The organism is Cellulomonas flavigena DSM 20109, assembly GCF_000092865.1.
Taxonomy (GTDB): domain Bacteria; phylum Actinomycetota; class Actinomycetes; order Actinomycetales; family Cellulomonadaceae; genus Cellulomonas; species Cellulomonas flavigena.
The window spans coordinates 3046243-3059087 of sequence record NC_014151.1 but is presented as its reverse complement, the minus strand read 5'-3'; the positions used below and the strand labels follow the sequence as shown (position 1 = coordinate 3059087).

Below are 12845 nucleotides of genomic sequence, written 5' to 3'. Positions count from 1 at the left end.
CCCCGCCCGGTGCTGCGATCGGTGGTCCTGGGCCGTACGGTCGGCGCAGCGGGTCAACGGAGACGCGCGGAAGGGAGCGTCGTCGTGCGGGTGCACTCACGGACGCTGGTCTGGGCGCTGCGGGCCTTCCTGGCCTCGACGGGCGCCTTCCTCATCGTGGTCGTCGACGCGGTGCTCAGCAGCCCCTGACACGTCGCGGCTGCGAGGCGGCGGGTCGGGTCGACCACTGCCCCGCGCGGGGTCTGTCGGGGCCCTGCGCGGGGCGTCGGCACCCCCTGCTGCCGCGGCGCGCCGCTCGCCCACGCCCGGTGCCGCGATCCGACGGGGTCGCGGGTTGCGCACGTGTCGACGTGGGCGGTCGAATCCCACCAGATGTGCCGAATAGTGAGCCTTGCGGTGGTTGAGGCCGCATACTGAGGCCATGCGCGTCTACGGCAGACGCGCACCGGGGGAGGATCCGGGGATGCACGCGCAGCAGTCGGGGCGAGCAGAGACGTGGCTCCGCCGCGCCCTCGTCGCGCTGCTCGGCGGTCTGCTCCTCGTCCTCCTGCAGGTCGCGCTGGGCAGCGGTGCCCACGCCGCGACGGACGAGGACGGGTCGCCCGGCGTCGGGGTGCCGGGGCTCGACAGCCCGGCCGCGGAGGTCCTCACGGCCCTCGACGCCCACGTCCCCGTCGGGCCGGCGGCGGCCGGGACCGCCCCGTTCGCGACGGCGGAGCCCGACGGCTCCGCGGACCCCCTGGACGCGCCCGCCACGCCCGACACGGGCGGGACGCCTGACCCCGCACCGACGCCCGACCCCGCACCGACGCCCGACCCCGCACCGACGCCGGACCCCGGAGCGACGCCCGACCCGGGGGCGACGCCGGACCCGGGGCAGACACCCGACCCCGTCGTGACGCCCGATCCGGGTGAGCCGTCGACCGAGCCCGACCCCGAGCCCGAGCCCGACCCCGAGCCCGCGGAACCGGTCGTCGAGCCGGAGCCTGCGTCCACCGAGGACACCGGACCGAGCACCGTCACCAGCCCGGCCGCCACGCGCAGCACCCGGACCACGAGCAGCGTGGAGGCGTCGGTCCAGGTCACGCTGCCGGCCACGGCGGCTGTCGTCACCACGGCGGCGCCCGGCCCGGCGCTCGTCACCATCACCAGCGAGCGGCGCGAGACCGTGCGCAAGCCGGCTCCGCACGGTCCTGCGGCCCGTGGCCAGGTGGCGGCCGCACCCGCCCCCACCCCGAAGGTCGAGGACGTCGCGCCGCCGCCCGTGGTCGTACCCGTGCTGGACACGGAACCGGCGTTGCAGACGCCGTGGCAGCCCGCGCCGGGGCCCGGCAGGTCGCAGCCCGAGGCTCCCGCGGTCGTCACGGCGACCGTCTACGTCGCCAGCGGTCCGGGGGCCGTCGTGCTCGAGGACGTCGCGATCTCCACGCCGCGGCACCGCGCACCGGCGCCCGCATCCGCCGCCTCGCAGGCCGGTTGGGCCGCCCCCGGCACGGGCTCGGTGACCCCGCGCGCGGGGCCGGACGCCGCCCCGGTGTCCGCGGGTGTCCCGGCGCGCGCCGTGCTCGTCACGTCGAGCGCCGCCCCCACCGACGACGCCTGCCCTGCCGCGCCCGCGCGCGACGTTCTCCTCAGCCCTGCCTGACCGGAGCGACGCGCGACGCGCGCATCGCCCACACACCCTGCGGGGTGCTCCGGATCCTGGAGGCAAGGAGTTCGACGATGTACACCTTTCTTCGCCGAGCCGTGACGTCGGTGCTGGTCGCCGGCGGCCTCGCGCTCACGTCCACAGGGGTGGTCCGGGTCGAGGACCACGTCACACCCGCCGTGCTCATGGCCGTCCTGGCGGGCGGCGCCGTGCTGCTGTACCGGCGTCCGCGCCGGGGGAGGGCCACGTTCGAGGAGCTGCTCGTCGTGCACGAGCCGGCGTTCGCCGGCGGGGTCGTGCCCACGCAGCGCACGACCCCGCCGCCGCACTGCGCGATCCCGGCGCCGCGCACCTCGCCCGAGGAGGTCATGCCGATCGGCGGGCACGTCGTCGGTGCGCTCGGCCCGTGGCACACGGCACGCGCCAGCGGGCTGACCCGTCACGGTGTGCGGCACTGCGTCGTGCCGCGTGGCCGGCTGCCGCACCAGCGTCGCGCCCCCGGCGGGTCCTGACGCTCGTGGCCGCGCGCGGGTGACGTGCGACGACGGCGGGCGGGGCGCGGGGCGCCCCGCCCGCCGTCGTGCGTCAGCGGGTCGCGTCGAGCCGGGCCAGCTCCGCGGCGACGTCGAAGTCGGCGGCGGGCCAGCCGAGGTCGAGGTCGCACAGCGCCCGGTGCAGCAGCGCGCTGACCGCCAGGCGCGCGTACCACTTGCTGTCGGCGGGCACGACGTACCACGGCGCGACCTCGGTGCTCGTCCGGTCGAGCACGTCCTGGTACGCGGCCTCGTACGCGGGGCGCTTCGCGCGGACGTCGACGTCCGACGGGTTGTACTTCCAGTGCTTGTCGGGCCGCTCGAGGCGCTCGCGCAGGCGCGCGTACTGCTCGTCCCGCGAGACCCACAGCGCGACCTTGACGATCGTGGTCCCGGAGTCCACGACCTCCTGCTCGAAGGCGTTGATCTCGTCGTACCGCGCCTCCCACACGTCGGGTGCCACGATCTCGTCGACGCGGGTCACGAGCACGTCCTCGTAGTGGGAGCGGTCGAAGACCCCGATGCGGCCGGCCGGCGGCAGCGCCCGGCGGATCCGCCACAGGTAGTGGTGGCGACGCTCCTCCTCGGTCGGCACGCCGAAGGAGCGCAGCGCGACCCCCTGCGGGTCGACCAGGCCGAGCACGTGCCGGACGATGCCGCCCTTGCCGGCGGTGTCCAGACCCTGCAGGACCAGCAGGACGGACCGTTCGCCACCGCTGCGGCCGTGCGCGTACAGCCGCTCCTGCAGCTCGGACAGGTCCTCGCCCAGCGCGGCGAGGGCCTCCTCGCCGTCGGTGCGCGACCCGCCGAAGCCCGGGGTGGCCGCGGCGTCCAGGTCCGCGAGCCGGAAGCCGGGCCCGACACGCAGGAGGTCGGTGAGCGCGGAGAGCGTCACGGCCGACTCCTGCTCGGCCTTCGCGGCTGCCTGGTGCGCCTCGACGACCTCCCGGGCCTCCTTCTCGGCCGTCGCGGCGGCGGCGGCCTTGGCGGCCTTGCGCGCCTTCTTCTCGGCCTTGGCGGCCTTGCGCGCGGCGGCGGTGACCTCGTCGGCGCTCACCGCCTTCGCGCTCTTCTTCTTCTTCGAGCCCTTCGCCATCGTGGGTCTCCTCGGGAGTGGTCGGGTGGTGCCGTCCCGGTGTCAGGGACGGGAAGCGAAGCGCTCCAGCAGGTCGGCGTGGCCGCCGACGATGATGAGGTCGTTCGCCGAGATCCTGGTCTCCGGTGTCGCGTACTGGAAGTCGATGCCGGGGGACTTCACGCCGATGATCGTCACCCCGTACCGCTCGCGCACCTTGGACTGCGCGAGCGTGAAGCCCTGCGTCTCCTTCGGCGGCCGCATCTTGACGACCGTGAACCCGTCCTCGACCTCGATGTAGTCGAGCATCTTGCCGCTGACCAGGTGGGCGACGCGCGAGCCCGCGTCCGCCTCGGGCAGGACCACGTGGTGCGCGCCGATCCGCTGCAGGATGCGCGCGTGCTCCGAGCTGATGGCCTTGGCCCAGATCTGCGGCACGCCGATGTCGACGAGGTTGCCCGTGATGAGCACCGACGCCTCGAGGTACGACCCGACGCCGACGACGGCCACGGGGAACTCGCGGGCCCCCAGCTGCTCGAGCGCGTCGGGGTTGACCGCGTCGGCCTCGACGAGCGGGATGCGGCCGGTCCACTGCGCGACGAGGTCGGGGTTGCGCTCGACGGCGAGCACGTCCTGGCCGAGGCGGTCGAGGGTCGCCGCGATCGACGACCCGAACCGCCCCAGCCCGATGACCAGGACGCCCTGGTCCTTCGTCGGGTTGCGCGGGGCGCCGCGCCCTGCGTCGGCGTCCGTGCGCCTGCTGTCAGCCAATGATGGGCCTCTCCTCCGGGTAGCGGATGACACGTCGACGGTTGCGCAGCGCGAGGGCGGCGGCAAGCGTCATGGTGCCGGTCCGGCCGATGAACATGAGCACGACGAGCACGTACTTCGCCGGGGCCGGCAGCTCCGCGGTGATGCCGGTGGACAGCCCGCACGTCGCGAACGCCGAGATCACCTCGAACAGGATGCGGTCGAGCGTCAGCCCCGTCATCGCCAGCAGCAGCAGCGACGCGACGAGCACGATGGTCGCCGAGATGAACCCGACGGCGATCGCGAGCTGCAGCGTCTCGCGCGGGATGCGCCGGCCGAACGCCTCGACGTCACGGTCGCCGCGGCCCTCGGCGACGATCGCGAGCAGCATGACGGCCAGCGTCGTCACCTTGATGCCGCCCGCGGTGGACGCCGACCCGCCGCCGACGAACATCAGGGCGTCGAGCAGCAGCCACGTGCCCTCGTGCATCTCGCCGACGTCGACCGTGGAGAACCCGCCGGAGCGGGGCATCACCCCGGCGAACAGCGACGCGAGCGCGGTGCCGCCGGGGTCGAGCGGGCGGAACGTGCCGGGGTTGGTCCACTCGAACGCCGCGACCACGACCGAACCGAAGACCACGAGCCCGACGCTCGTGGCGATCGTGAGCTTCGAGTGCAGCTTCCAGCGCCGCGGCGCGCGCAGGTGGTGCGCGACGTCGAGGATCACCGGGAACCCGAGCGACCCGATGAAGACGCCGACGATGATCGGCAGCAGCATCCACCAGTCCGACACGAAGGGGTCCAGCCCCCGCGGCGTGGGGACGAAGCCCGCGTTGTTGAACGCGGAGATCGCGTAGAACGTCGCGTGCCACGCGGCCGTGCCCACGGGCTCCCCGTGCACCAGCAGCCGCGGGAACAGCACGATCGCGATGGCGACCTCGAGCGCCGTGGACGTGACGATGACCGTGCGCACGAGCGACCCGACCTCGCCGAGGCGCGTGACCTTCGTCTCCGAGGAGACCAGCAGGCGCTGCGTCAGCCCGATGCGCCGGGACACGGCCATGCCGAGGAGGGACGCGAGCGTCATGACGCCGAGGCCGCCGATCTTGATGGCCACGAGGATGACGAGCAGCCCCCACCACGACCAGTACTCCCCGGTGGGCACGACGACCAGGCCGGTGACCGTGGTCGCGGACGTCGCGGTGAACAGCGCGTCGACGAACGGCGCGCGCCCCCCGTGCGCCGTCGCCCAGGGCGCCGAGAGCAGAGCCGTGATGATCGCGATGACGAGGGCGAAGACCCCGAGGGCGAGCCGGGCGGGGGACTGGCGCGCGGACCGGTCGACGTACTCGCGCGCGCGCCACAGCAGGCCGGGCCCCGCTGCCATCCGACCTCCCGCTGCTCGTGCTGTCAGGCACACTCTGGCACGCGTCGTGGCCTGCTCACGCACCGGAAGTGGTGTCGGGGCGGACGCGGCGCGGTGGGGCGGCGCGCGTCGCCGCGGCACGTCGGGTCGACACGTGCGGCGCGGCGGTGGGACGGTGACCTCATGACAGCCGCCGACGCGTCCGCCTCCGCGTCGGTCCGCGACGCGGCCGCGCTGCGCATCGTGTGGTCCACCGAGCTGCTCGGGTACGACTTCGGGTTCGGCCACCCCATGACGTCCGACCGGATCGACCTGACGATCGCGCTCGCGGCCCAGCTGGGGCTCCTCGAGAGCGCGCGCGTCGAGGTGGTGGGGGCCGAGCCCGCGTCGGACGAGCTGCTGACGACGGTGCACGAGCCGGAGTACGTCGCGGCCGTGCACGCCGCCGCCGAGCGCGGCGAGCCGGACCTCGTGCGCGGCCTGGGCACGCGCGACGACCCGCTGTTCCCGCAGATGCACGAGGCCGCGGCCCGCGTGGTGGCCGGCACGGTCGACGCGGCCATGGCCGTCTGGGAGGGCGCCGCGGAGCACGCGGTGAACGTCGGGGGAGGCCTGCACCACGCGCAGCGGGGGGCGGCGTCCGGCTTCTGCGTCTACAACGACGCCGGGGTGGCGATCCGGCAGCTGCTCGCCGCCGGGGCGCGCCGCATCGCGTACGTCGACGTCGACGCGCACCACGGCGACGGCGTGCAGGACCTGTTCTGGGACGATCCGCGCGTCCTCACGGTGTCGGTGCACGAGACGGGGCACGCGCTGTTCCCCGGCACGGGCTACCCCACGGAGACGGGCGGCCCGGGCGCCGACGGCACGGCGGTCAACGTCGCGCTGCCGTCGCGCACCGGCGACGCGGGCTGGCTGCGGGCGATCGAGGCGGTGGTGCCCGCCGTGGTCCGCGAGTTCGCGCCCGACGTGCTGGTCACGCAGCACGGCTGCGACACGCACCGCATGGACCCGCTCGCGACCCTGCGGGTGTCGGTCGACGCGCAGGTCGTCGCCGCCCACCTGCTGCACGAGCTCGCGCACGAGGTGTGCGACGGGCGGTGGGTCGCGCTCGGCGGGGGCGGGTACGCGATCCTCGACGTCGTGCCGCGGACGTGGACGCACCTCATCGGCGTCGCGGCGCACCGGCCGGTGGACCCGGCGACGCGGGTGCCGCAGGTCTGGCTGGAGGTCGTGCGGCAGCGCTACGGGCGCGACGCCGTGCCGGTGATGGGCGACGGCGCACCGGCGACGTACAAGCCGTGGTCGAGCGGTTACGACCCCGCGGACGACGTGGACCGGGCGATCCGCGCGACACGGGCGGCGGTGTTCCCGTCGTTGGGGCTCGACCCGGACCTGGACTGACGGGTGCCCGACCCGCCGTCGGCCGTGCGGCCGGGTGTGGGCCGTGCGGGTGTCCCGACTTCCCCACCTGTCACACGCGCCACTACTGTGAGCGCACACCCGGCACGTCGGGTGCGCGTCGCCGGCGCCACCGGTGCGTCGGAGGGCCGGTGCGCATGAGCGAGGGACAGGGCGGGCCGCAGCGTCGCGTGCGGTTCCTCACGGTTGTCGAGGTCGCGGACCTCATGCGGGTGTCGCGCATGACCGTGTACCGGCTCGTGCACGCCGGCGAGCTGCCGGCCGTGCGTGTCGGGCGGTCGTTCCGGGTGCCGCAGGACGCGCTCGACGCGTACCTGCGGTCGTCGGCCACGGTCGAGCCCGAGGGCTACGGCGAGAGCCGCCGGACGTCCTGAGCCCGCACCCGCCGCCACCCGGGCGTTCGCGGTCGCGGGGCACGATCGCGTAAGGTGGGCGCTCGGACTTCTGCGTGCGTGGGTGAGTCGGGTGGGCCCGATGCGCGGCGCGCGTCGATCGACCACCATCTCGCGGCCAGCTCGGTCGCGACCGGACACGAGTGAGGACCGCTATGGGCTCCGTCATCAAGAAGCGTCGCAAGCGCATGGCGAAGAAGAAGCACCGCAAGCTGCTGCGCAAGACGCGTCACCAGCGCCGCAACAAGAAGTGAGCGGCGCGCCGCACGGCGGCGCGCGCTGCACCCCGGGCCCGGTCGTCGACCGGGCCCGACGTGTGTCCGGCCCGGCCGGTCGACGACGACGGCCGCTCCGCGCGGCTCGCTGAGCAGGAGGTGGACGATGACGTCTGCACCGACACCGCCCATGGGCTGGAACAGCTGGGACTGCTACGGGACCACGGTCACGGAGTCCGAGGTGCTCGCGAACGCCCGCTTCATGGCCCGGTACCTGCTGCCGCACGGCTGGGACACCGTCGTCGTCGACATCGACTGGTCCGACCCCGATGCGCGCCCGCACGGCTACACGCAGGACGCCGCGCTCGTCCTCGACGACCGCGGCTACCCGCAGCCCGCGCCCGGCCGGTTCCCGTCCGCGGTCGACGGCCGCGGCTTCACCGCGCTCGCCGACCAGGTGCACGCGCTCGGGCTGCGCTTCGGGGTGCACGTCCTGCGCGGGATCCCGCGCCGTGCCGTCGCCGCACGCCTCCCGGTCGCGGTCGGACCCGACGGCGAGGTCGTGACGACCGCCGACATCGCTGACACGTCGTCGACGTGCGCCTGGAACGGTCACATGTACGGCCTGGACCACGCGCACCCCGCCGCCCAGGGGTGGCTCGACGGCCTGGTCGCCCAGCTCGCCTCGTGGGGCGTGGACTACGTCAAGGTCGACGACGTGCTCGCGCCCTTCCACGCGGCCGACATCGCGGCGTGGTCGCGCGCGATCGAGCGGTCGGGGCGCGAGATGGTGCTGTCCCTGTCGCCGGGCACCGGGCTGTCCACCGCGCACCTGCCCGTCCTGCAGGCCCACGCGCAGATGTGGCGCGTGTGCGACGACCTGTGGGACCGCTGGGAGGACGTGCACGCGAACTTCGCGCGGCTCGCACGGTGGGCGCCGTTCCAGCAGCCCGGCGGCTGGGCGGACGCCGACATGCTGCCGCTGGGCCGCATCGGCATCCGCGCCGAGCGCGGCGAGGACCGGGCGTCCCGCCTGACGCCCGACGAGCAGCGCACCCTGCTCACGCTGTGGGTCATGGCGCGCTCACCGCTCATGATGGGCGGTGACCTGCCGACGTCCGACGCCGCGACGATCGCGCTGCTGACGACGCCCGCGGTGGGGCACGTGCTGCGGACGTCGACCGACGGGCGGGAGCTGCTGCGCGAGCCGGTGGGTGACGGCGAGGTCGTGGTGTGGTCCGCCCGCGCGGTCGACGACCCGAGGCGCTACGTCGCGGTGTTCTGGACGGGCAGCGGCACGCGCACCCTCGAGGTCGCGCTGTCCTCCGTGGTCGGTGACGCGGCGGCCCCGGGCACGTGGGCCGTGCGGGACCTGTGGTCCGGGTCGGCCCTCGCGACGCCGCGCGCCACCCGTGGCGGCCTCGACGGCGTGCTCGTCCTCGACGTGCCGTCGCACGGCGTGCGGTGGGTCGCGCTGGACCCGGCCTGACACGTCGTCGACGTCAGAGGGGACGCTCGAGCACGTAGTCGTCCTCGAGCCGCGAGCCGACCTGGAAGTGCTTGACCCCCACGACCGCGAAGCCCTCGCGCGCGTAGAACGCCTGCGCCCGCGCGTTGTGCTGGTTGACGCCGAGCCACATCCCGGCCCCGCCGAGGGCACGTGCGTGGTCGAACGACGTGCGCAGCAGGGTCGTGGCCACGCCGGCGCCGTGGTGGTCCGGGTGGACGTAGCACTTGGACAGCTCGACCGTCGGCCGCAGGTGCACGGCGGCGCGCGCGTCGTCGTCGGCGGGCTCGCCGGCCACCAGCACGGTGTAGCCGAGCAGCGCGCCGGCGGGCGTCGCGGCGACGAGGACCACGCGCTGCGGATCGGTCGTGTACGCCGCGAAGTGCTCCGTGCGCAGGTGCGCGTCGAGGAACGCCTGCTGGTCCGTGGTCGTGGACCCCGGCGGGCACGCGAGCGGGAAGGTCAGTGCCGCGAGGTCGGCGATCCGCGGTGCGTCCTGCGGTGCGGCGGTGCGCACCGCCCAGTCGGTCGTCGTCCTCACGGGTTCCCCATCCGTCGTCGCAGCGACCGGCTCACCGCGCGCAGCACGACGGCCACCGCCCAGGCGAGCCCGGCCAGGCTCGCGGCGTTCACGCCGCGACGCGCCTGCCGGCGTCGCGTGCGGAACTCGCGTACCGGCCAGCCCACCTCGGCCGCGTGCCGACGCAGGCGCCGGTCCGGGTTGATGGCGCACGGGTGCCCGACGGCCGACAGGATCGGCACGTCGTTGGTCGAGTCGCCGTACGCGTGGCACGCGGCGAGGTCGTACCCCTCGCGTGCCGCCAGGGCGCGCACCGCGCTCGCCTTGGCCTCGCCGTGCAGGAGGTCGCCCACGAGGCGGCCGGTGTAGAAGCCGTTCTCGTGCTCGGCCACCGTGCCCAGCGCGCCCGACGTGCCGAGCCGGCGCGCGATGAGCTCGCCGATCTCCACGGGCGTGGCGGTCACGAGCCACACGGCGTGCCCGGCGGCGAGGTGCGCGTCGAGCAACGTGCGCGTGCCCGGGTAGATGCGCAGGCTGAGGACCTCGTCGTACACGTCCTCGGCGATCGCGGTGACCTCGGCGACGGAGTGCCCGCGCATGATCTCCAGCGCGCGGCTGCGCACCTCGTCGATCTGGTCCCGGTTCTCGCCGAACACCCGGTAGCGGGCCTGCTGGAAGGCGAACCGGACGAGGTCCCGCTTGCGGAAGAACCCGCGTCCGTAGAGCCCGACGGCGAGGTGGAACGAGCTCGCGCCGCGGATGATCGTGTTGTCGACGTCGAAGAACGCGGCGACCCGCGTGTCCTCGGGGACGAGGGCGGCGCGCGGCGTCTCGACGGTGGCGGCGACGACGGCGTCCTCGTCCTGCGTGTCGCCCGCGTGCATCCGCTCACTCTAACGAGACGGGCACCGCACGTCGTGGACCGTGCGGCACGTGGGGTGCCGCGCGGTCTAGCGTGGGGGCGTGAGCGATGCGTCGACGGCCCGCGTGGTCCTGTACGGGCGAGCGGGCTGCCACCTGTGCGACGACGCGCGGGCGCTCGTGGCGCGCGTGTGCGACGAGCTCGGTGCGACGTGGACCGAGGTCGACGTGGACGAGCCGGCCGCGGACGGCACGCTGCTCGCCGACGCTCTGGGGGAGATGGTGCCGGTCGTCGACGTGGACGGGGTGCGCCGCGGGTACTGGCGGATCGACGAGACGCGCCTGCGGCGGGCTCTCGCGACGGGCGTCACCAGGGCCTAGCGTGTGACACCAGGCGCCGGGGCCGTACCCGGCGTGGCGGGGTACGGAGGTGCGGGTGGACGAGCGGCGCAGCGCGCGACGGGTCGGTGGCCGGCGTGCCGGCCGTGACGGCCAGCCCGTGCCGCCGGCGACGGTCGCCCGGCTTCCCGGGTACCTGCGGGCGCTGCAGGCGACCGCGGCCGAGGGTGCGGTCCTCACGTCGTCCGACGAGCTCGCGGCGCGTGCGGGCGTCTCGCCCGCCCAGCTGCGCAAGGACCTGTCGTTCCTCGGCTCGTACGGGCGGCGCGGCGTGGGCTACGACGTCGCGCACCTGCGCGAGCAGATCACGGTGGTGCTGGGGCTGGCGGACGTGCGGCGCGTGCTGCTCGTCGGCGTGGGCAACCTCGGGCATGCGCTCGCGAACTACGCGGGCATCGCGGAACGCGGTTTCGTGCTGGTGGGGCTCGTGGACGCCGACCCGGCGGTGGTGGGCACGACGGTCGCGGGTCTGGTGGTCGAGCACGCCGACGACCTGCGCGCGGTGGTCGCGCGCACGGGGGCGACGATCGCGGTGCTGACGACGCCCGCGTCGGTCGCGCAGCGCACGTGCGACGAGCTGGTGGCGGCGGGTGTGGTCGGCATCCTCACGTTCGCGCCGGGTGCGCTGCGGGTGCCGGACCACGTGGACGTCCGCACGGTCGACGTGGCGTCCGAGCTGCAGATCCTCGCGTTCCACGACCGTGCGCGCAGCGCGGGTGGCGGGGTCTCGTGACGCGCCGGTCCACCGGGCTCGCGCGCGCGGGGCGCCGCACGTGCCGCGAGGGCGTGACCGGTGCGGTCACGCCCTCGCGGGTCGGTGCGGCCCGGCGGCGCCGGGCGGGGGGTCACGCCTGGATGGCGGAGACGTCCAGGTCGATGCGGACCTTGTCGGCCACCAGCACGCCGCCGGCCTCGAGCGCGGCGTTCCACGTCAGGCCGAAGTCCTTGCGGGAGATGGTGAGCTCGGCCTCGAACCCGGCGCGCGTGTTGCCGAACGGGTCGACCGCCGTGCCGTTGAACTGCGCGGCCAGCTCGACCTCGCGCGTGACGCCGTGGATGGTGAGGTCGCCGACGACGACGTGGCCGTCGCCGGAGGCGCGGACGGCGGTGGACGTGAACGTCCACTCGCCGAACGTCTCGACGTCGAAGAAGTCGTTGCTCTTGAGGTGGCCGTCGCGGTTGGCGTCCCCGGTGCTGACCGTCGACGGGTCGAGGGTCACGGTGACGGACGACGACTCGAGGTCGTCGCCGACCGTCAGCGTGCCGGAGGTCACCGCGACGGTGCCGCGCACCTTCGAGATGCCGGCGTGGCGGACCGTGAAGGACGCCTCCGTGTGCGAGGGGTCGATGGTCCAGGTGCCGGACGTCAGGCCGGTGGGCAGTGCGGTCATGGAGATCCTCCGAGTCGATGTGTCGAGCAGATCGTTGATTCGACAAGTATCTGTTGTTGATATTTCTACTACAGCGGGGTCGCTGCCGCAACCCCCACCGAGGAGGACGACGTGACGACCCGCAGCCCGGCCACCGACCGCCGGGCCGACGCCACGCCGCAGGCCGACGCGCCGGCGCCCCCCCACGAGACGGACGTCACCGGCCCCGCCGCCCACGTGCGCTGGCTCGACGAGACGCAGCAGCAGCACTGGCGCGCGTTCCGAGACGGCACCGCGCTGCTCTTCGACGTGCTCGCGCGCGAGCTCGACGACGGCAGCGGGCTCTCCCTCGGGGAGTACGAGGTCCTCGTGCGGCTCTCCGAGGCGCCCGACCACACGCTGCGGATGTCCGAGCTGGCCGACGACCTCGCCCACTCCCGCAGCCGGCTCACGCACACCGTCGCACGCATGGAGCGCGACGGCATCGTGCGCCGCGAGCCGGCCCGCGACGACGCCCGCGGCGTGAACTGCGTGCTCACCGACCACGGCTGGAAGGTGCTCGTCGCCGCTGCGCCCGGGCACGTCGAGTCGGTGCGCGCGCACCTCGTCGACGTGCTGGACGACGAGCAGCTCGCCGCGCTCGGCGTCGCCATGCGGGTCGTCGTCGAGCACCTGCGGGCACCCGGCGGCGGGAGCGCGGCGGCCACGTCCGGCTGAGCCCGACCCCGGCCCGCCGCGGGGCGAGACGTTGACCACACCGGACGGTCCACCCGGGAGACTTTGCGAG

At 74.7% G+C, this 12845-nt stretch carries 15 protein-coding genes; 9 read left to right on the top strand and 6 right to left on the bottom strand.

Annotated elements, in window-relative coordinates:
• The first annotated feature begins 463 nt into the window (after window positions 1-463).
• Both CFLA_RS13900 and CFLA_RS13895 read left to right on the top strand, forming a co-directional pair.
• Window positions 464-1645 carry a hypothetical protein gene (locus tag CFLA_RS13900; RefSeq protein WP_013117967.1) on the top strand — a complete coding sequence of 394 codons (1182 nt, stop codon included), beginning with the start codon at window positions 464-466 and terminating at the stop codon, window positions 1643-1645.
• 77 nt (window positions 1646-1722) lie between these two features.
• Window positions 1723-2160 carry a hypothetical protein gene (locus CFLA_RS13895; protein ID WP_013117966.1) on the top strand — a complete coding sequence of 146 codons (438 nt, stop codon included), beginning with the start codon at window positions 1723-1725 and terminating at the stop codon, window positions 2158-2160.
• 73 nt (window positions 2161-2233) lie between these two features.
• Here CFLA_RS13895 and CFLA_RS13890 read toward each other — a convergent pair whose 3' ends face one another.
• From CFLA_RS13890 to CFLA_RS13880, 3 genes are read right to left on the bottom strand one after another with little or no spacing between them, the layout of a single operon-like run.
• Window positions 2234-3277 (bottom strand): PPK2 family polyphosphate kinase, encoded by a 1044-nt coding sequence (locus tag CFLA_RS13890; RefSeq protein ID WP_013117965.1) that lies wholly within the window; start codon window positions 3275-3277, stop codon window positions 2234-2236.
• Between the two features lie 42 nt (window positions 3278-3319).
• A complete protein-coding gene (locus CFLA_RS13885) occupies window positions 3320-4027 on the bottom strand; it encodes a potassium channel family protein (RefSeq protein ID WP_013117964.1) in 708 nt (235 codons plus the stop codon).
• Window positions 4020-5393, bottom strand: coding sequence for a TrkH family potassium uptake protein (locus tag CFLA_RS13880; RefSeq protein WP_013117963.1), 1374 nt, complete (start codon window positions 5391-5393; stop codon window positions 4020-4022). The genes CFLA_RS13885 and CFLA_RS13880 overlap by 8 nt, the downstream gene beginning before the upstream one ends.
• A 162-nt stretch (window positions 5394-5555) precedes the next feature.
• Between CFLA_RS13880 and CFLA_RS13875 the strand changes: the two genes are divergently transcribed.
• From CFLA_RS13875 to CFLA_RS13865, 4 genes are all read left to right on the top strand, one after another.
• Complete coding sequence (locus CFLA_RS13875; protein ID WP_013117962.1) at window positions 5556-6776, top strand: acetoin utilization protein AcuC; 1221 nt, start codon at window positions 5556-5558, stop codon at window positions 6774-6776.
• Between the two features lie 155 nt (window positions 6777-6931).
• Window positions 6932-7168, top strand: coding sequence for a helix-turn-helix domain-containing protein (locus CFLA_RS13870; RefSeq protein WP_013117961.1), 237 nt, complete (start codon window positions 6932-6934; stop codon window positions 7166-7168).
• Window positions 7169-7341: 173 nt separating this feature from the next.
• Window positions 7342-7440, top strand: coding sequence for a 30S ribosomal protein bS22 (locus CFLA_RS19600; RefSeq protein ID WP_003792170.1), 99 nt, complete (start codon window positions 7342-7344; stop codon window positions 7438-7440).
• Between the two features lie 127 nt (window positions 7441-7567).
• Window positions 7568-8890: a glycoside hydrolase family 27 protein gene (locus tag CFLA_RS13865; protein WP_013117960.1), complete on the top strand. Its 1323-nt coding sequence runs from the start codon at window positions 7568-7570 to the stop codon at window positions 8888-8890.
• A 13-nt stretch (window positions 8891-8903) separates the two neighbouring features.
• Here the strand turns inward: CFLA_RS13865 and CFLA_RS13860 are convergent, their stop codons facing one another.
• The gene (locus CFLA_RS13860) at window positions 8904-9449 is read right to left on the bottom strand and encodes a GNAT family N-acetyltransferase (protein ID WP_013117959.1); all 546 of its coding nucleotides are present in this window, start codon (window positions 9447-9449) and stop codon (window positions 8904-8906) included.
• A complete protein-coding gene (locus tag CFLA_RS13855; protein ID WP_013117958.1) occupies window positions 9446-10312 on the bottom strand; it encodes an HAD family hydrolase in 867 nt (288 codons plus the stop codon). Before CFLA_RS13855 ends, CFLA_RS13860 begins: the two co-directional genes overlap by 4 nt.
• Window positions 10313-10391: 79 nt before the next feature.
• Between CFLA_RS13855 and CFLA_RS13850 the strand changes: the two genes are divergently transcribed.
• The gene (locus CFLA_RS13850) at window positions 10392-10670 is read left to right on the top strand and encodes a glutaredoxin family protein (RefSeq protein WP_013117957.1); all 279 of its coding nucleotides are present in this window, start codon (window positions 10392-10394) and stop codon (window positions 10668-10670) included.
• A 55-nt stretch (window positions 10671-10725) separates the two neighbouring features.
• Window positions 10726-11421: a redox-sensing transcriptional repressor Rex gene (locus CFLA_RS13845; RefSeq protein WP_013117956.1), complete on the top strand. Its 696-nt coding sequence runs from the start codon at window positions 10726-10728 to the stop codon at window positions 11419-11421.
• Between the two features lie 112 nt (window positions 11422-11533).
• Here CFLA_RS13845 and CFLA_RS13840 read toward each other — a convergent pair whose 3' ends face one another.
• Window positions 11534-12079, bottom strand: coding sequence for a YceI family protein (locus tag CFLA_RS13840; protein ID WP_013117955.1), 546 nt, complete (start codon window positions 12077-12079; stop codon window positions 11534-11536).
• 111 nt (window positions 12080-12190) lie between these two features.
• Here CFLA_RS13840 and CFLA_RS13835 point away from each other — a divergent pair, with 111 nt between their 5' ends.
• The gene (locus tag CFLA_RS13835; protein WP_013117954.1) at window positions 12191-12775 is read left to right on the top strand and encodes a MarR family winged helix-turn-helix transcriptional regulator; all 585 of its coding nucleotides are present in this window, start codon (window positions 12191-12193) and stop codon (window positions 12773-12775) included.
• Window positions 12776-12845 lie beyond the last annotated feature (70 nt).